Genomic DNA, 19,401 nt, shown 5'->3' with positions numbered 1-19,401 from the left:
AAAGTTGAAAAAAAGGACAGTTCAAACAAAATTATCTGGTTTAATTTTACGTTGTTGTTTAAAATTTAGATATGTTTTTCTTACAGAAACGGAGCTGAATGAGACACCATGAAAAAAATCATCATCTTTTTGTTACTCCTGATGTGGGGTGGGACGGGCATCGCTCCGGTCCAAGCCGAATCGAAATGGGACGTGACAGCAAGCGGGACAGGACCGTATACGTTGACCTTCACAGGAGAAGGCATCGTCGATGTGACGAGTGAGACGGCGCTTGCGTTCTCAGACGGTTTGACGGGAAGCGGCATTGATATCACTGCACATCCGACCGTGACGTTCACAGCAGAGACGGCACCACGGGTCGTCGTCACGGAACCAACGACACAGCAATCGATTCTCCTTGAGTTTCCGAAAGTCGACGCGGAGGAGCCGGTAACGGATGATCCTGCGACACCGGAAGAACCCGTCACGGAACCGGAAGTTAAACCAGACGTCAAACCGGATACACCGATTAAGCCGAAACCGACGACGCCGACGAAGGAAAAGCCGGTCACGGAAACAAAACCAGCTCCAGCGACGAACGTCAAGGCGACGAAGGGGCAAATTACGGGAACGGTCTGGTATGACGCGAACGAAGACGGAATTCGCCAAGAGACAGAAGCCCTTCTTGATGACGTCAGTGTCTTCTTGATCACGCCACGTGGCGACGTCACGGATATGGCGATCACGGAACAAGGGAACTACATATTCGAACAGGTGACGCCAGGGACGTATCAAGTCAAGGTCGATGGCTATGACATCGGCTTGTATACGTTCACGAAGCCGCATCAGGATTCAGATGTCAACACGTTCGGAACAACGAACGTAACGATCCAAGCAGGGGACGTCCGGGTCATCGATGCCGGTATGACAGAAGGGGACGAGATGATGGAACCGTCGCACTTCTTGACACTGACGAACTTCGTCGATGCGAATGGGGATCAACAGCCGCAGGATAAAGAAGAGACCGTCCCAATGACGTACATGTTACTGGATACGGTCACGGGGGAAACGGCATGGACGATTGAAGACGAAGGAGATGAGCATGCCTTCGCAGGCGGAGACAGCTTCCCGGTCGGCACGTACATTTTAAAAGTCAAAGCGCCTGCCGGTTATACAGTTAAGGCGATGCATCACCTCGATTACATTGCGTTTGAAGAGGACATGAGTGAGGCGAAGGATGCTCAGGCGCATCTCTTAAAACACTTGAAGCGTCAATCGGTCGACGCCGTCCTTGATCTAACACGCGATGGTGGCGGAACAATGGTTGCTGTCGAACTGGCGCCACCGGCGAAACCGGTCAAGGAAACACCGACGAAAGTCGTTAGTCCGGTCAAATCGACAGCACCGGTCGCAGCAAAAGCGGATACGGCTAAGTCGACTCCAACCGTTACAGCAGAACGTCTACCGCAAGCAGGGGAAGACAAGCCGTTTCCGTTCGCGGTCGTCGGTGGCATGAGTGCCGTCGTCGGAGTATGGTTGCTTGTCCGAAAACGATAAAGTTTAAACGGAACGTCTCCTGAGCGGAGGCGTTCTTTTTTATAGAATGATGTGTGGTAATTGACACACACGCACACATATGCGCATAATAGTAGTATCAAATCACAGGAAAGAGGGATTCGATGTTGACGACAAAACAGATTAGTGAATTGTTACGCGTATCGGAAGAGACGGTCCGGCGCTGGATTCGGACAGGGGAATTGCACGCGGAGCAGGACGGCAAAGGCTATCGTGTCGATGAATTGGCGTTGAAACGATTAGTCGATGAGAAATCACAGATTCCAGGAACGGCATTGAACAAGATTCTCCCGATCATCCAAGATATGTTCGGACCGGAAGCAGCTCAGTTTGCGAAGTCGAACGTCTTTGATCCCCTCCAAGCGACGATGCAATCGAGTGAGACAACGGCAACACCGGAAGCCTCGAAAGCGTCGATGGAAGCGGAACTCGCGCGCTTAAAACGAAAGAAACGTCGTCTCGAGCTCGAACACGAATTGAAGTTGCTCGATATCGAGGAACAGATCGCGTCGATGGAACGTAAACAACAATCCTAAAAGCAAAGCGCACGTAGGGACAACTCCCTCGTGCGCTTTCGTATGTAAGAGGAAAAGACGCCTTCACTGATCCGAAGGCGTCTTTTTGACGGAACGTTGTTTACGTTTCCAGTACCAATAGCCGAGCCCGAGTGCGATCGGGATGGCCGCCAAGTACGGATTGGCTTCGATATATCCAATGATCTCAAATAACGCGAACCATCCACTGATTAAACCAAGGACGAGTAAAATCGACCGCAGGACTTCTGGAAGCTTACGGATCCGATACGCGAAGAGACAAATGAGGCTAAAAATGATGATCGCCACATGCATTCCTCCATTCCGTACTCAGTATAGCGTATTCGGAAAGCTTTTTCGATGCACAAATCGGCTTTCCTCCCGTATAGTGAAGACAGAGAAAAATGGACAAGGACGTGATGGAGATGCAAGCAACAGTGATTGGGACAGGATATGTCGGACTCGTCACCGCGATCGGACTCGCAGAAAACGGACATGAGGTGACGTGTGTCGACTTGAATGCAGAACGGATGGAACGGTTAGCGCAAGGGATCGCACCGATCACCGAAGAAGGAATCGAAGACGCGCTCCGCCTCAATCGCGAACGCTTGACGTTCACGACGGACTATCCGGCGTCCGACTTGTACTTGATCGCCGTCGGGACTCCGGAACGGGCAGACGGTAGCTGTGATCTATCGGCTGTCGAAGCGGTCGCACGCTTGATCGAAGAAACGCGCCCGGGAGCCAGTGTCATCGTCAAGTCGACGGTGCCACCGGGAACGACAGCACGCCTGCAAGACGAGCACCCAACGTTACGCTTCGCGATGGTACCGGAGTTTCTGCGTGAAGGAACGGCCCTCGCGGATAATCGTCAGCCGAGCCGTCTGATCATCGGGACGACAGATGCCACTTTCGCGAAAACGGTCGAGCAGTTATTTCAGACGACAGCTCCGGTCGTCGTCGTTGATCCGACGACAGCGGAATTGACGAAATATGCGGCGAACAGTTTCCTCGCCGTCAAAATCAGTTTCATTAATGAGATCGCCCGGCTCGCGGACGCAGTCGGTGCCGACGTAACGGAAGTCGCTCACGGGATCGGACTTGATCCTCGGATCGGTTCTGCTTTCTTGCGAGCAGGTGCCGGCTACGGCGGATCTTGTTTCCCGAAAGACATCGCCGCATTGACGACGCTTGCGCGAACGCACGAGACGACGCTGCACGTTATCGAAGCAGCTGACCGGACGAACGAAGCCCAGCTCGATTACGTCCTCGCGAAGATCAGACCGGAGCGGGGTATGCGTGTCGCGCTACTCGGTCTTGCCTTTAAGCCGGGAACGGACGACTTACGGGACGCACCAGCCTTACGCCTCGCGGAACGGCTCGAGCAACTCGGTGTCGTCGTCGTCGGCTATGATCCGGCGGCGCGGACATTGCTTGACCAGAAACCGACGCTTGGAGAAGCGTTACGCGGAGCGGACGTCGCTGTCATCATGACGGAGTGGCCAGAGATGAAGGCGATGGCACCGGAACTGTTGACGCGCGTCATGCAGACGCCACGCTTGATCGACGGACGGAACTGTTGGCAGTACGTCGATGCCCCGGCAGGCGTTGCCTATGAAGCGATCGGACGTCCGGGGAAAGAATTTTCGAACAAACGCTAAGTGCGACCTGTCATTAGGGATGAGACCAGTCATGGTGTCATCCCTATTTTGCTAGACGAAAGGACGAAGCGACATGCAGATCGATTATTTCGCGGTTCAACCGAGTGGTCCAAAAGGAGCGCTCGAGGCACACGTGTTATATCCCGGATGGAATCAACGACAGAACGAAGAGTGGGAACGGGCCGTCCATTACGGGGCAGGACTGATTCGGATTCGTCAGCGCGGGACGGAACTACGAATTCCGATCGAGTTCGGATTCGGCTATGTTTTGCAGTACATACGTCAGTTCATGGAAGCCGAACGCAAGGGCGGTAGCATCCGCCAAAAGATGCAAGCCCAGCTCGACTGGATCGCAGAAGGACTACCGGTCCGTTTTAAACGCGAGAAGGAGACGATCGTCGTCACGGCAGAACGGAGCAACGCCTTTGCCGAGCGTCCGTTTCTCGAAGCACTGGAAAAGTCGATGTATGCTCTACCGTGAGTTCTATAAGAGAGGATCTATTGGCAGGTAGTCAACGCGTCGGAGCAGAACGCTGTACTCGGGCGAACAATAGTAAGTCGACTTTAAAAAGAAAGCCCGCGTGGCTTTCTTTTTTTTTGAATAGAACAGAAAACTAAAAACGTGTTACCATTATTTAGGTAATTTGAAAGTATTTGAATTAGAGTGTTCGTTATACTTAAAGTCGAAATCTTTACAAGAGAGGAATGAAATCATGAAAAATGTGTGGAAGTGGACAGCGACTATGTTGTTAGCGAGTACGGTACTCTTTGGTTACGGACCGTCAAGTACATTGGTATCTGCAGAAGAAATGTTACAGTTGAATGGTGTATTGAAAGGGATAGTATCAGGGAATGAAACGAACGATTATAGTGTGACTTTGGAGGACGCTGGAAAATTAACGTTTGATTTCACATCCTTCGGACCAAATACAGATTTTAAGTTGATCGATGAATACAATGAGACAATTATGGATCATTCGCTTGATAGTGATGGTAAGACACCTGGAAGAGAGTATGATTACTACTATCTAGAAGCAGGTAATTACCGTTTTGTCGTAGAGAATGATAGCAGTATGCCAAGTGATTATAAAGTAGAAACGACATTTAAAAAGGTGGCTGGATCAGATAATGAACCAAACAATGGGATAACTGAGGCACAAGTCTTGATATTCAATCAAAAGATTCGTGGACTGCTTTCGGAACAAGATGATCGTGATGTCTATAGTATCAAGGTTCCGAAAGACGGTACGGTCACATTCGATATTGCGACCTATATCTACGAGCATTCAAAAATCTCGTTAATGGATCAAAATGGAGAAAAGGTAGATAGTGATACGATCAGTAGTTCGGAAAAGACACCTGGTAGATGGATACGTTCATTCGACTTGGCTGCTGGTACTTACTATCTATACATGGATCGTTCCAACAATAGCTACACAGGTGTCTATGATATTCAAGCTTCTTTCAAGGCTGCAAACAATACAGAAAATGAGCCAAACGACGGGATTATCGAAGCGGAAAACTTAGCGTTCTATAAAAAAGTGACGGGATTCCTAAATTGGTCGGATCAGAACGACTTCTATAAAATCGTAGTTCCGAAAAAGAGTGAAGTAACACTCGAATTGTCATCGTATCTGAAATCTATGAAAATCAATTGGATTGATCAGCGAGGGGAGATAATCGACAGTGGGTGGTTACCAGGTGAATCTAAAACACCGGGACGTTACTTGAATACATGGTCGTTTCCAAAAGGGACGTACTATCTACAAATCAATGATGCAAACCACTATACAGGACTTTATCACTTCCAAGTCAAATCGAGTCATCTGTTACCAAGCGTCAGTTTAAAGGCGATGAACGTTAAGTCGGCATATGTCAGTGGAACGACTGAAAAAGGTGCTACTGTCACAATGAAGCTTGGAAAAAAGACATACACAAAAAAAGCAGACGCAAAAGGACATTTCAATTGGAAAGTCCAAAAACAAAAAGCGGGAACGGTCATCACTGTCACTTCGCAAAATAAGTACGGAAAAACGACGAAGCAACTCCGAGTCTCAAAAAAATAATTTTAAAAGAAATAGTGGGTCTCATCACCTGCTGTTTCTTTTTTTGTTCGGATTTCAAAGTGAGTAGGGTCATTAGCAATGATTACCATCAGACAATGACCTATTTAAAACTGGTGAAATGTTTGAGAGCAATTCATGAAATACGACTTGGGTTCATGATTTGGTCACAATTCCAAGCAGGTTTCACGAACATCGAATGTGGAAAACGTTCAAAAAAACGAAAAAAAATTTTTTTTTATTATTTTTCGATCGAAAAACAGTGCGTGACTTTCGAATCATTTCCGCGTTTTTTAAAATCGGACTAAAAGCAGAGAAGTTAGTCTAGCTTTTTTGATAAAAAAATCATTCGACACCCAGTCGTGAAAACGTGTCACTTTTTGTCGAAAAAAAGGTGTTTTTTAACAGTAGGGTAATCGAAAAATCATTTTCCATAAGACACCATGTAAAAAATTTTTAATAAGACCATTAGATTGCATTTTAGTTACAAATTTAGGGTTGTTGAAATGAAACACTTTCGGTATATTTATTCTTGTAGGTCGAGACAACTGGTAAACAGTGGGATTAACCTGCAAATTCATGAAAAACGATTTTTCTTCGAGAAATCGTTAAACATTGGAGTATCAGGTGTCGATAAGGAATATGGAATGACGATTACATACTGATTCGATAGAAAAGGAAAAATTAGGTTTCTAATATTACCTATTTTATCTAATTATTAATTTTCGTCAGGACGTAAGACTTCTTCCTTTATCTGACTTGGATTTGAAATGCAATTGAAATTTTGTTGGTAGAAATAGCAACTTTATTACCATTGTATGGACGAGAAAAGGCTGGGTGAAGGAGATCCTGAAGTTTGTCTTTTGTCTTTTATTGGAGGCAAGTCGTCAAGTCAACTAGTAGTTTAATTAAGGGAGGATTTTTACACATGGGCACGAAGAAATCGAACAAATTATACGCTGCAGCAGCTGCTCTTGCAGTGACAGCTTCAGCAGTAGCACCAGGCCTTACGGCGGATGCTGCATCGAAAGTCACAGTTAAATCTGTTACAAACCCAGCTTCAATCTCACACTACGGTGGTTACACATTCGCAGTGAAAAAATTGTCACTTCCAAAAACGGTTAAAGTATTGCTTTCAAACAAGAAATACGAAAACCGTTCAGTCAAATGGGGCAAAGTCTCTTACGACAAAAAATACATCGGTAAATACCAAACAATCTCTGGTACTGTTTCAGGTACTGCGAAAAAAGCTTCGATCAAAGTGAAGTTGAACAACTACCCAGTTGACGTTGTTGAGCCAAAGCTCGCTCCTGTCGCAGTTGGTGAGAAACTCAACCTTCCTTCAACAATCGACGTGAAATACAAAGACGGTAAAGTCATCGCTCGTTCTGCTAAATCGTTCAACCTCACGGCTGAAAAAACAGACAAAGCTGGCGAAATGAAGCTTTCTTACAACTACATGGGTAAAAACTCTTCAATCAAGGGTTCAATCGCTTATGAAGTCAAAGCTGCTGAAATCACAAACGTGATGGGCGAAGTAAAAGTTGATGATCTCTCAGTTTCTGCTGACGTGAAATTCCCAGCGAAAGATGCAAAAGCACAGCTTCTTATCTTCCCGGGCAAAGACGAAAGCAAAGCACTTCCTGCAATCGACGGTAAGCTCGAAAACGGTAAGTTTACAGCTACTGGTAAAAACATTCCGGTTGGAACACATTCGTTCGCAGTTAAAATCGGTGATGTAGTTTCACCTGCTAAAGACTTCGTAATCGAATCGCCAATGGTTAAAGAAGTCAAAGCAATCAATGCTAAACAAGTTGAGGTTTCATTCAACAAAGCAGTTAACGAAACTGCAGCTGAAACTCTTAATAAATACTCAATCGATAATGTTAATCCTTCATCAGTATCGCTTTCTGAAGACGGTATGACAGCTACTTTGACATTCGCATCTGCTACACAAGTTGAAGTCACAAACGGAGTAGTCGTAGTTCAACCAATCGCTCTTGCTTCTGATGCTGACAAATCGACTGCTAAATACACGAAGGTATTGACTTTTGAAGATACTGTAAAACCGGAAATTTCTGAAGTTGTCGCTAAAACAAGTGGTACAACCGCTACTGAGTTAACTGTAACTGCTTCTGAACCAATTGTTTCTTCGTTGGCTAAAGTTGATGGTAATTATTATACTGTAACTTTCTCTGGAAAAACTGGTACAATCACAGGTCTTTCATTGGAAGCGAACAAAGAACACACGATTGAATTGATCAACTTGACTGACTTTGGTGGTAACGTAACTGTTCAAACATCTAAATCATTCAATGTTTCAGTTGATGCTGTTGCACCAACAGTTTCGCTTGCACCACAAGGTGACAACGATATCATCTTGACATTCAGCAAACCAATGAACACTGCTTCAGTAGAAGGCGCTTTAGTTGCTTCTGCTAACCTTGTTAAAGATGAATTACTTGGAAACGTTAACTACAGCAACGTTACTGTAGTTCCAGGATCTAACGATACGAAATTCTTGCTTGATGTGACTGCATCATTGTTCACTAATAAAGACAGCCGTACACTTTCTGTAGTTCTTCCTGGAACAATGAAAGACAAGCTTGGTAATTCATTCAATGCAGGAACTCAAGCTGTAACTCTAGTTAAAGATGCTGCTAAACCAGTTGCAACTGATTTCAAGATTGTTAAAAACTCACAAGGTCAAGTGACTAGCCTTGAAGTATACTTTAATGAAGGTCTTCGCTCTGGAACGCCTGTTCTTCCAACAATCGTAAATGAGAATGGTGTGGCAGTTTCAGCGAGTTCATTCCTTGGTGGTTTGACTGCTTCAGCTGTTACGGCTGGTGATAAGAAAATTGTTTATACTGCAACAACACCTGCTGCACTTTCAGGTAAGTATGCATTCTCATTCGGTGCAGGACTTGTTTCTGACCAAGCACAAACTGCAAACACTTCAGCAGCTTTCAATCATACATTTGATTTCGGAACTGCCAATGCTGGAACGTTCTCATTATTGCAAGCTAACGTTACAGCTCCAGCTAAAAACCAAATCCGTGTGAACTTTGTTTCAGCTGTTAAAGGTGGAGCGGTTGCTAACTCTGCAACAGATCTTGCTAACTACACTCTTGGTGGGAAGCCACTCCCGGCTGGTACTTCAATCACATTGGATACTGATCAAGAAGTTGCAACGATTGTCTTACCTGACGAAACGTTCAATAAGACTGACTCTAGCACTATCATCACAGTTGCAAACGTAGAAGCATTAAATGGAGCGAAGTTGAATGCATTCAACGGTACTGTAAACGTCACTGACAACGTTAAGCCTGTTCTCTCGAATGGTAGCTTGACAGCAGATAACAAAATCTCACTTGGTTTCAGCGAAGCATTTGCTGCAGGTACACCTGTTGTAATCGGTGATGTAATTGTCAAAGTCAATGGAACTACAGTCCCAGCAGCTGCGCTTACATTGGGTGCTGGTTCAGGATCTGATGCAGGTAAATACCTCGTTAGCCTTCAAAACATTGTAGAGCAAGGTACTGCAGCTAATAACGGTGCTGATAATCTTGCTGGAACTCCTGATGATGTTGCTGCTACTCCGACATACATCGACCTTGACAACAGCGGAACATTCAATGCTGGCGACATCAAGATTGCTGACGGTCCTGTTGCTGACTTCAAATTCTCAACTTCAGGTCTTATCAACAGTGTAACTGTAACAACTGCTAACTCAACAGTTGGTGCTGATGCTGCTGGTAACACACTTAAAACAGCTACAACGATTACAGTTAAGTAATCCTTAAAGTTTGTTCATCTTACCCCGCTGAGTTTCGTACTTATGCGGGGTAATTTTATTTTTAAATATATAATATTCCTTTGATACACCCTGACCGTCGCGGCTCAGGGTGTTTTTTTGTCCGACGGATTGTAATATTAAGGGATTGTAATATTAAGTGCAACACCTAGCTGAAAACACAAAAAACCCATAATGACCTCGTGTAGAATAAAGTTACCACACCACATTCAACGGAGGATTCGTTATGAGCTATGTTCATCTTACCACATCAGAAAGAGTCAAAATAGAGACGTATCTCGAGTTAGGTTTCTCTATCCGAAAGATTGCTGGACGCTTTGGGCGTCAACCTTCTACGATTTCACGAGAATTGAAACGAAATCCTCACTATGATTCTTCCTATGCCGACAAGCGTTATGTTGAGCGAAAAAAGAAGTGCGGTGCACGGACAAAGTTTACGATCGAAAAAGGAGTCCGCATCCTCAAAAAGTTACGAGAGACCTGGTCCCCTGAACAGATTGCCGGACGATTATTTCAAGAAGAAGGACTCTCGTTCAAGACCATTTATCGTTGGATTCATATGGGCCACGTCGAGGCCGATTCTGGACTTCTCCGACAAAAGGGAAAGCGTCAGAAACCATGTGAGACGCGTGGACGCTTTAACGTCGGACTGCCAAACAGTAAATGTCCGTCTGACGTCAAAGCGCGCCAAACGTTCGGGCATTGGGAGCTTGATACTGTTGTCTCGGGTAGAGGGAAATCTAAAGCCTGTGTCGCAACGTTCGTCGAGCGAAAGAGCCGCTTTTATCTCGCTGTACCGATGGAAGATCGGTCCGCTCAATCGATGGAGTCTGTGATTCAAGCATTGCATCTTTACTTCCCATTGGAAACGTTCCAAACTGCGACAACAGATTGCGGAAAAGAGTTTAGCTGTCATGAACGAATTCACGAATTCGTGACACTTTAGGCGTACTGATGTATTTTGCAGATTCGCATTCTTCTTGGTAGCGTGGGAGTAACAAGAACGCCGATGATCTTCTCCGTAAATTTTTCCCGAAGGGGACAGATTTCGGAAAGGTCAGTCGTTCTGAACTCGCTCAAGCGCTCACCTGGATCAATGGGAGACCGCGAAAATGTCTCAACTGGAAAACTGTATACAAGGTCTTCGCAGAAGAAGTGTTGCACTTAATTTGACAAACCGTCAAAAAGATAACGAAAAAAAGATATTTCAAAGAAATGTAAGAACAAATTCTGTTAAGTGGTATTCCGAATTATAGAAAGTTCATTGTCCAACTTTAAAATGTCGTCCAAATCGTTGCTCAATAGAAATTTGTTCAATCGCTTGCGATACAGCATCAGCAAAGGGAATCAAGGCTTCTGCTCGACGTTGTTCGCGTTCTTCCTGATAAGCGATGATTTCAGGTCCTGTGTTGGCTTCAAAAAATCGAAGGGCACATGTTTCGTCTAATGCAAAATCAAGAGCGAGCTCGGGTAAGGTGAAGGGATATAAAGCGTCGATGGCCTTCGCTAGTAAAAGACTTTGTTCAACGAGTGCATGATGCATGAAGGAACCTTCAGGATGTAACGATTGAAGAAACACGTCAGCTCGTTCCGTCTTATAGCCACTTAAATTCGTGATAAACCGTCCTTTTATTGCAAGATCCGCAATGGAAGCGAGCATCGTCCATTGACCAGAGGCGTCTCGAACTAAGTGTGTGCGCAGATGAAAAGTTTCGCCGCTTGCCGTGCGTGATGTTACGAATGGCTGGATAATGTAGTTGCTTTGTTCGATTAACGAGAGGATCAACGTTCGTAGTTGTTGATAGGTATACACATGACGCTGATCTTGAATAGTTACAGAATATCCTACCCCCGCTGCTTTTGTAATTTTATATATTCCTGTTCCTTTAGATGCATTCGTTGGTTTTAAGATGGTGACATTGTGTTTCTTCAACTGTGTTAGAAATTGATCGAATCCTGTTAATCGTTCGGTTGGAATGAATAACGTTCCCCACGATCCCGCATCTTCTAGTTTTTGTTGAAGCACATACTTATCATCAATCAGGTGAAAGAAATGAGGAATGACTTGCTGAAGACGTAGATCCTCTTCGGGATGCGCTGATTGTGAAGGAACAACACAGTTTTCATTTAAGAGTAAAGACGGAAACGGAATCGATTGGCGACGTCACTTCCCATCATATACTTCTGCTTGAATGACTTGAGCATCAAAATCAACATCTTCGATCGTGCAACTGACCACCTGTTGTCCTAAATGCTGAGCATATTCGATGTAATAATGTAATCGTTCTTTTGGTAGAATCATGCGAGGTGATTTTACATTGTTGAATAAAACAATCATGTGAGTCAACTCCCATAAAATATTTCATATTATTACCATTATTGTATGTCATGTCAAAGTAGAATGGTTAAAGAAATTGAGTTGAAAATGATTACCGACTTGTCTCCACTCTCTTAATACGTACGTTTTTAATGCATTCCAATTAACTAATAAAAGGAAAGCGCATTATCGACAAAATCATTTTAAGTGATTGTAAATATTTTCTTTTGTTTTAAAAAATGGAATTTTATTATCCTTGAATACGTTAAACTATGAATGAAAGTTAGACTAAAAAGGATGATAGGTATGAGAAAAATAATGATGGCTTTACTTGGGGGAATTATATCTTTTGGAGGGGCATTACCTGTCGCAGCAGAAGTCACTCTACCATTAACAGGATCATTCGGGTTATCGGGACAGTTTCAAATCGTCAAAGGACAAGAACGCGTTTGGGAGTGGTCTTCCTATCAACAACTTAGTCTGATTGACCTTCAAAGTGGAGAACGCATTCAGTCGCTCTCTGGTAGAGAATCATCAATTGAAGGATTCGATGTCTCGGACGATCAAACACGACATGTCGTGATAAAACAGGGAGTGCTTCATGTCTACAATGCTTTTGGAACAAAGGTTCAAGAAGTGTCAGAGATTGTCGACAAGGAAGACAAGATTACCAAGTTCGTTGACGTCCAGTTCATTCCGAATACGCACACGGTTGTGTTACTGGCGAAGAATGATGGGCACTGTCAACTTCTTTCGTATGATTTAGATACGGAGCAACTCCTTAGCAGCCGTGGAACCAGTCCATACGGTCAATTGTTAACCGTACGCGATCATGTTGCTGTCTTCTATTCGTCTGCTGTATATCTCTACACCGCTGACTTGACGTATACAGGCGTTATCCATGCGAGAGAAGAAAATGGGATCGAGGCATTTGACATGAATGACGAGGGGCTTCTCGTCATCGGAGAACAGGGAGTACCACAGCCCGACGTCTACGATTTAAATCATGGTCTTGAAAAAACACAGACGAATGAGCAGTTTGTGATGGGAAGTGACGTTTCTTATAGTGACATCGCGATTGACGAGTCAGGAACCTTCATCGCGGTCACCTCGTCCGGAAGTGATTGCCCCTTCTCGTTATTTGAACGAGAGACGGGACGGCGTATTTATACTTCTCTCGACCACAATCAGGATTTTTCCTATCAATCAGGTGTCGAGCTTAGTAATGAAGCACATTCCATCATCGTCGAAGGATCTAACCAGACGAACATCTACAGTGGAAAAGCATTATCGAAACGACCGATCGCAATTCAAATACCAAAAGCCCGTCAACGCATAGATCGAGGGGCTTCAGAAACATTAGCACTTGAAGTTACGCGAGCTGACGGAAAGACTGCTCTCGTCAAAGCGGGTGTTAACTGGGAGACGGATCATCCGGAAGCAGCCTTCATTCAATCGGGGAAACTGCACGGTGAAGCAGAAGGAGACTATACCTTATCCGCAACCTATGAGGGGTTCACGGCGACTGTTACCGGTAAGGTCGCACCGCCGAAGCTATCGTCCCTAAAAGATATACCGTGGCTAGAGCGTCACCGCCAATCACTGCTCGATCGCCAATCGTTTGAAGGCTTACCGGTTCTGTCCTCGTCCTATTCGAAACTCAAAGGAACGAAGGGGAAGATGATCATTCCAAAAGAGAAGGTGAATATGAACGGGAAATGGAAAGGAAGTGTCCTTGCTTCACGATATCCACGTCCCATAGAACATCAGCCGAATCGGATTGAGTTGCTGACGATGCTCCCAGCACTCGAACAGCGCTCGATTTCAAAAAAGGAGATTCAGTCCGTCTTTGGTAAACCAGTGACCTCAACAACGTACGCTCCTTCCATTTCGCATCAGTTTTCAAAGTCCGATAAGACATTCGCGAAATACACCATCAAATGTGTCGATCGCTATCGCTTGAACGATCTCTCCGTAGAAACCTATTTTGATAAAAAGGATACGGTACGATTCATCACAGTGAGTAAGCAATCCTCTAAAAAAGGGAACCAAAAGATTTCATCATGAGACTTTCCGATTCTTGAATCAAATACATGAAGCAGGTGGCGTAGACATACGTCATCTGCTATTTTATTTTCAAAAAAATTATTCAGTTTTAATGAGTTCACCTTCTTATTGCAATAAAATTTCGAAATGGTGGAAATGAATAATTTGATTTTTTTATCAACCTAGAAATAAAAAGTTTATAAAGGGATAATATGTAAAATATTAGCCTTAAATGTATATACAATGTCGTTTCATTCTCCTATTCTATTCATAGCATCATCACTATGGGTAGGAATACCTATCATCAGGAGGAAACGAAATGCCATTATCATTCCATCGGTCCATGACACAGGTCGCATTGGCGGCCACACTATTTTCCATCATTCCGACTCCCGTACTATCGGTACAGGCAGCGACGCAGCAATCGGTCAAACAAAAAACAGCGGGTAAGATGCTGAAGCTGAGCTCACTTACACGGATTGGCCAACAGTCCTTACAAATCGGGAAGAAGACCTATCAGCTCTCAAAAGCGCAAGGAGCATTCTTCCAAAAGAATAAACATATATTAAAACAAGCACGCCTGGCGTTTACCTACGACACAAAAGGACGTGTGTTACGACTACATACGATTGAATTGAATACTTCCGGAAAACCATCCAAATCAAACAAGAAACTGGAACGCAATCTTGTGTTGGAAGGACTTCAAACGACGCTGACAGGAAATCTAATCATCAACGCCGATTACGTAACGGTTCGCAACATCAAGGCGGTTGAAGTGAATGTATCGGATCGAGCTAAGACGCTCGTAAAAATGACCGGCGTTCAATCGACACGTCTGCTTCACGGCAGCAAGACGAACAAGGCGACGAAACAGGCGATCACGAAACCGAAGCTGGAACTCGATCGAAGTACGTTCCAATCCGTTGAGTTGAATCGGAAAAATGCTGCTGTCCTCTTTGGTAATCAATCTCGCGTGAATACAGTCGACGTCCGAGCAAACGGTACGTTACACATCCTGAAGGGACAAAAAATCTCTCGAATCAACACACAGACGGATGTCAGTCAGTTAACACTCAACGGATCGATCGGGACGCTCGATTCCGAGTCCAAACAGTTAAGCGTTACCGGAACAACGAACATCGATCAACTGGTGACGAAGCGAAGCAATGCTACCATTCACATGAATGTATCTGGTGACGTCAAGCAAGTGACAGCGGTCGGAGACCAGTCGCAGCTGCTGTTCGGAAAACAGGTTACAGTAGAGACGCTCACTCTCGAAAAGTCAGCGCAGTATACAGGTACGAAGCCTGTGAATCGTGTGGATATCAAAGGCGGAACGGTGTTGCTCGATGCCCCTGTGATGCAACTACAAACGCTCGGCGAGACTGCATTGACGTTAGGTCAAAACATCATGATTGAAAAATTGATTGCGAATGCTTCACTCCAAGTCGGTGGTGGAAAAGGGATCGGCACACTGACGCTCGCTGGTGCTATGAAAGAGTTGACGCTGAACACGCCAACGAATGCGATGCAAGTTCAGACTACAGGAGCGACGCTCTCGATCAAAGGAACGGCACCGGTCGAAACCGTCACGCTCGACTCTTCTTCGGCAACAAGTATCGCGCTACCGCATATAACGAAGATTGAAGAGACGGCAACGAACAAAGGAACAATCGACACAGGAACAACGGTCGTTGATGAGGTGAAGGTCGAAGAGACACGCGTCATTCCACCGACAAAACCTCCGGTCGATCCGCCAGCACCACCTCCTGTTACGCCACCTGTCACACCTCCAAGTGGTGGTACTGGCGGTGGAGGTGTCGAGACACCTCCGAGCTTTACGAAACACCTCAATAATTATCTAGATAGCGCAAGTAATACGCAATTTGAGATCACGGAAGATGTGACGATTGACGGGCGCAAGATGACGACCGCGAAAACGTTTTATGTACCAGAGGGTATCACGTTGACACTGACGGGAAACATACGTACGGATGACGGTGAACTCACGATTCGAGGTAAGGGGACAGTGGACGTCAAAGACGCTACTTGGAACATTGCAGAGTGCAAGTCTGGGCTCGCATTTTCAAACACGTTGACATGGAAGACACCGTTGAATGTCGCGGGTCACACAGTACATCAGGATAGTGATATGAAGCGACTCTATCACGCGGATAAAGTCATTGGATCAAGCAAAGAGTTAGCGGATGCCATCGCTAAACAAAACGAAATGAAACAAGCGGTACAGGGAGAACTCTGGTTCATTCAAAGTGGAGACTATGCTCTGAAACCAAATAAAAATATCACTCATGGTAATCAGACTGGATACTACTTCCCGATTGTTCAAAAGGATCTTCGAATCGTAGGGGAAAAAAACACACGTCTCTATGGGGATGAATTCAGTAAGAACGGCAACTGGGCGACTCAGAATCTGGTTACAGTCATCGCGGATGGCGTCACACTCGAAAAACTCTCTTTGATGCCAAAAGTCGAAGTCAATAAAGTAATCGAAGTGCTTGGTACGGACTTTACGTTACGTGATGCGCATATCATGCCAAATACAATAGTCGACACAGATGAATTCGACCGAAATTTCGCTGGTAGTATCTATTTCAGTACGGACAAACAAACGACGACAGCGACAATCGAGAACACTCGCATTGATAAAGGGCGAATCACGACAGGAGGAGCTAGTCCGAACTTAACGCTTCGATTGCAGAATGTCGATTTAGATTATGCAGAGGCATCGGTCGAGGGAGAAGCGTATTTGCCGATAAAGAACGCTAGTGGGGCAAATATCGAGGTAAACAATCTAGACGTCACGGTATCGAACCGAAGTGCGGCGGAATTGACACCGTTACTTGCGAATCTACCAGAAGGTACACAACTTGATTTGAAAGACGGTACGTACGCCTTGGCAGAACAACTAGCAATCACGAAAGGAATGACGATCAATGGATCAGGAGCCGTCTTGGAGCCATCTGCCGCATTTAAGAAGACCGGTAGTCGCCCGCTTGATAACCTTGTCTCAATCAACGGAGTACAGGCACCTGTCCTATTGAATGGTCTGACATTCCAAAAATCGTATGCGACAGGCGTCCAAGCGTATCGTTCGTCGGACGTGACATTACAGGAGATCAAGAGTTTTGAGAACGCGGCAGCAGGACTGATCGTCAACGGATCGAAGGTGACGGCAGAAGGATTGCATACGTCAAAAAATGCTTGGTACGGTGTCAATGTCGATTCAGGTGTAAATGTGAATGAGGTCTCGGACTTTACACTGAAATCCGGTGTGCTGGAAGAAGAATACGAGGTTGTCTCAGATGTTGCCAATCAGCAAGTACGCGTCAATGTTCCAACATCGTTCAGGGAACATGCGATCGAAGGAACGACAAAGAAATACTGGTCGACTTCTCAGGACAGACGCAATGGTGTTTATGTCGTCAGTTCAAAAGAGACGAAACAATACTCGACGCCACAAGCAGCTGTGAGTGCCGCTAAAGTAGGTGATACGATTTTGATTAACGGCACGATAGCACTAAAGGAACAACTGGTCATCAACAAAGCGATCACCCTGAAAGGAGAACAGGATGGCCGCTTGATGCCAGCAGCGAATTTCAAGATCGTAAAAGCGGACGATAAGGACTACAATCCATCGAAGAACCTGATCTCCATCGAAAACGTCACAGAACCTGTCTCGATTCAGAATCTGACGATTGAGAAGTCACTTCGCTCTGGTATCCAGGCGTATCAATCAAAAGACGTGACGCTCGAGCAAGTCAAGCTCTTAAACAACACAGCAGCAGGGCTAGTCGTCAACGGATCAATCGTTACAGCAAACGGACTCGAAACGGAGGGGAATCTCTGGTACGGTGTCAACGTCGATCAAGGAACAGGTGTCACGACACCGGCGAAGTTCATTTTAAATCGAGGGAAACTATTAGAAAAATTGGCAGTCTATGCGGATAAAGGTCTAATCCAAGATAAGGTTGAAATCGATCTCGGTGAGAACGGAAACGATTACTACCGCGTGCAAGGCGAAAAGGGAGTAGCGTACTGGAATGAGCTGCCGAAAGGTGTCTATGTACAATCCATTGCTGGATCAGAACGTCAGTTGGTGAGTCATCAAACGTTGAATGAAGCTGTTTTAAAAGCAGGAGCGGGCGATACGGTCTGGCTCAATGGAGATGCGAAAGTCATGACGCAAGTTTTGATCAATAAGGCGCTAAACATCCGATCTTTCGATGGTCGAGCACAAATCATGCCGTCTGAAACATTCTTAAAGACGACGGACGTCAACAGCGAGAACTTGATCACGATCGATGCAGGAAATGGAGCCGTCCTACTTGAGAATCTGGACGTCGTGAAGTCGGCTCGAAACGGGATTAACGTCTATCGTTCTTCAAACGTCAGTCTTGAAAATGTCACGAGTCGGGACAATGAAGCAGCTGGTTTGATTGTCAACGGTTCGACGGTCAAGGGTCAGTCATTCCATACATCGGGAAACAAATGGTACGGGGTGGGTGTAGCTCCAGGCAAGGGAGTGAAAGAATCATCCATCTTTAAATTAGAGAGCGGGAATCTGGCAGAAGAATATGCGATCGTTGCGAGCCCTTCTGACACACGAAATGTTTCAGTGACAGCGGATTATACAGAGCATAAAGTGGAGGGGACATCGTCGTATTGGACGAAGAGTGACGCAAAGCGACTTTCAGGATTCTATCTTGAAAATAAAAGCACTACCCGACAATTTCTGACGTTACATCAAGCAGTGAAAGCCGCACAAGCGGGGGACACGGTCATCGTCAATGGTCAACATCTCTTACATGAACAGCTCGTGTTGGATAAAGCGATCACGCTTCAAGGCGAGAATCATGCACAGTTAGGACGGACAGACTATTTCAAGTCACAAACGAGTTCGGCGACACATCTTCTATCGATCGTCAATGTGAAAGAAGCAGTTCAAGTAAAAGACATGATCATCGAAAAATCGATTGGGAGCGGCATCAACATTTATCGATCCCAAGACGTGACGCTTACGAACGTGACAAGTCGCGATAATGCCAATGCTGGTATCATCGTCAATCGATCGCGTGTAACAGCAAATAACGTCAATACATCTGGAAATAAATGGTACGGTATCAATGTCGCGTTAGGCAGTGGAACGGATTCTGACTTACCCGCTCACTTGATCTTCAAGAGTGGTCGAATCGAGGAAGCAGAACAAATTGTCTCTGAGGATTATGTTGAAGGAAATAGCAACGTCATCGTCGAGGCAGAAGGATTTACGAGAGAAGAGATGAAAAAAGAAGAGAAGACGTATTGGACGGATAAAAAATAGATACACAACCGCGGTAATTTGATTAGCCACCTTGAATACAGGGTGGCTTTTCCTAATTATGTGATGCGC

11 protein-coding genes and 1 pseudogene are annotated in these 19,401 nt (G+C 45.2%); 9 read left to right on the top strand and 3 right to left on the bottom strand.

The annotated features are described in order from the left end of the window. Positions 1–108: 108 nt before the first annotated feature. Together U719_RS14185 and U719_RS14180 are read left to right on the top strand one after the other, a co-directional pair. Positions 109–1,536 carry an SdrD B-like domain-containing protein gene (locus tag U719_RS14185; RefSeq protein ID WP_023469474.1) on the top strand — a complete coding sequence of 476 codons (1,428 nt, stop codon included), beginning with the start codon at positions 109–111 and terminating at the stop codon, positions 1,534–1,536. Between the two features lie 122 nt (positions 1,537–1,658). Next, positions 1,659–2,090, top strand: coding sequence for a helix-turn-helix domain-containing protein (locus U719_RS14180; protein WP_023469473.1), 432 nt, complete (start codon positions 1,659–1,661; stop codon positions 2,088–2,090). A gap of 63 nt (positions 2,091–2,153) precedes the next feature. Here the strand turns inward: U719_RS14180 and U719_RS14175 are convergent, their stop codons facing one another. Beyond that, complete coding sequence (locus U719_RS14175; RefSeq protein ID WP_041255214.1) at positions 2,154–2,402, bottom strand: hypothetical protein; 249 nt, start codon at positions 2,400–2,402, stop codon at positions 2,154–2,156. A 110-nt stretch (positions 2,403–2,512) separates the two neighbouring features. On the opposite strand from U719_RS14175, the gene U719_RS14170 reads away from it, so the two are divergent. The 5 genes and pseudogenes from U719_RS14170 (at position 2,513) to U719_RS14150 (ending at position 10,801) form a co-directional block, all read left to right on the top strand. Continuing rightward, a complete protein-coding gene (locus U719_RS14170; protein ID WP_023469471.1) occupies positions 2,513–3,748 on the top strand; it encodes a UDP-glucose/GDP-mannose dehydrogenase family protein in 1,236 nt (411 codons plus the stop codon). A gap of 73 nt (positions 3,749–3,821) precedes the next feature. After that, positions 3,822–4,229, top strand: coding sequence for a hypothetical protein (locus tag U719_RS14165; RefSeq protein ID WP_023469470.1), 408 nt, complete (start codon positions 3,822–3,824; stop codon positions 4,227–4,229). A gap of 232 nt (positions 4,230–4,461) precedes the next feature. Further along, on the top strand, positions 4,462–5,814 hold the full coding sequence (locus tag U719_RS14160) for an Ig-like domain-containing protein (protein WP_023469469.1): 1,353 nt from the start codon (positions 4,462–4,464) through the stop codon (positions 5,812–5,814). Positions 5,815–6,739: 925 nt separating this feature from the next. Next, on the top strand, positions 6,740–9,610 hold the full coding sequence (locus U719_RS14155; RefSeq protein ID WP_023469467.1) for an Ig-like domain-containing protein: 2,871 nt from the start codon (positions 6,740–6,742) through the stop codon (positions 9,608–9,610). A gap of 244 nt (positions 9,611–9,854) precedes the next feature. Continuing rightward, positions 9,855–10,801: pseudogene (locus tag U719_RS14150) on the top strand (IS30 family transposase). 88 nt (positions 10,802–10,889) lie between these two features. On the opposite strand, the gene U719_RS14145 reads toward U719_RS14150, so the two are convergent. Then, complete coding sequence (locus tag U719_RS14145) at positions 10,890–11,672, bottom strand: YheC/YheD family protein (protein ID WP_255343805.1); 783 nt, start codon at positions 11,670–11,672, stop codon at positions 10,890–10,892. 120 nt (positions 11,673–11,792) lie between these two features. After that, positions 11,793–11,930, bottom strand: coding sequence for a hypothetical protein (locus U719_RS16890; protein WP_158408708.1), 138 nt, complete (start codon positions 11,928–11,930; stop codon positions 11,793–11,795). 321 nt (positions 11,931–12,251) lie between these two features. On the opposite strand from U719_RS16890, the gene U719_RS14140 reads away from it, so the two are divergent. Together U719_RS14140 and U719_RS14135 are read left to right on the top strand one after the other, a co-directional pair. Beyond that, positions 12,252–14,012: a hypothetical protein gene (locus U719_RS14140; protein ID WP_144080711.1), complete on the top strand. Its 1,761-nt coding sequence runs from the start codon at positions 12,252–12,254 to the stop codon at positions 14,010–14,012. A 298-nt stretch (positions 14,013–14,310) separates the two neighbouring features. Further along, the gene (locus U719_RS14135; protein WP_023469463.1) at positions 14,311–19,332 is read left to right on the top strand and encodes a right-handed parallel beta-helix repeat-containing protein; all 5,022 of its coding nucleotides are present in this window, start codon (positions 14,311–14,313) and stop codon (positions 19,330–19,332) included. Positions 19,333–19,401 lie beyond the last annotated feature (69 nt).

This window comes from Exiguobacterium sp. MH3, from assembly GCF_000496635.1.
Classification (GTDB): Bacteria; Bacillota; Bacilli; order Exiguobacteriales; family Exiguobacteriaceae; genus Exiguobacterium_A; species Exiguobacterium_A indicum.
Note: the sequence above shows the minus strand (reverse complement) of the source record. Positions and strands in the feature narration are given on the sequence as shown.

Excerpts from the sequence above, each read along its gene's own strand:
- U719_RS14160 (WP_023469469.1), top strand. The coding sequence starts at position 4,462 with ATGAAAAATGTGTGGAAGTGGACAGCGACTATGTTGTTAGCGAGTACG.
- U719_RS14175 (WP_041255214.1), bottom strand. The coding sequence starts at position 2,402 with ATGCATGTGGCGATCATCATTTTTAGCCTCATTTGTCTCTTCGCGTAT.
- U719_RS14165 (WP_023469470.1), top strand. The coding sequence starts at position 3,822 with ATGCAGATCGATTATTTCGCGGTTCAACCGAGTGGTCCAAAAGGAGCG.
- U719_RS14185 (WP_023469474.1), top strand. The coding sequence starts at position 109 with ATGAAAAAAATCATCATCTTTTTGTTACTCCTGATGTGGGGTGGGACG.
- U719_RS14135 (WP_023469463.1), top strand. The coding sequence starts at position 14,311 with ATGCCATTATCATTCCATCGGTCCATGACACAGGTCGCATTGGCGGCC.
- U719_RS14140 (WP_144080711.1), top strand. The coding sequence starts at position 12,252 with ATGAGAAAAATAATGATGGCTTTACTTGGGGGAATTATATCTTTTGGA.
- U719_RS16890 (WP_158408708.1), bottom strand. The coding sequence starts at position 11,930 with ATGATTCTACCAAAAGAACGATTACATTATTACATCGAATATGCTCAG.
- U719_RS14180 (WP_023469473.1), top strand. The coding sequence starts at position 1,659 with ATGTTGACGACAAAACAGATTAGTGAATTGTTACGCGTATCGGAAGAG.
- U719_RS14155 (WP_023469467.1), top strand. The coding sequence starts at position 6,740 with ATGGGCACGAAGAAATCGAACAAATTATACGCTGCAGCAGCTGCTCTT.
- U719_RS14170 (WP_023469471.1), top strand. The coding sequence starts at position 2,513 with ATGCAAGCAACAGTGATTGGGACAGGATATGTCGGACTCGTCACCGCG.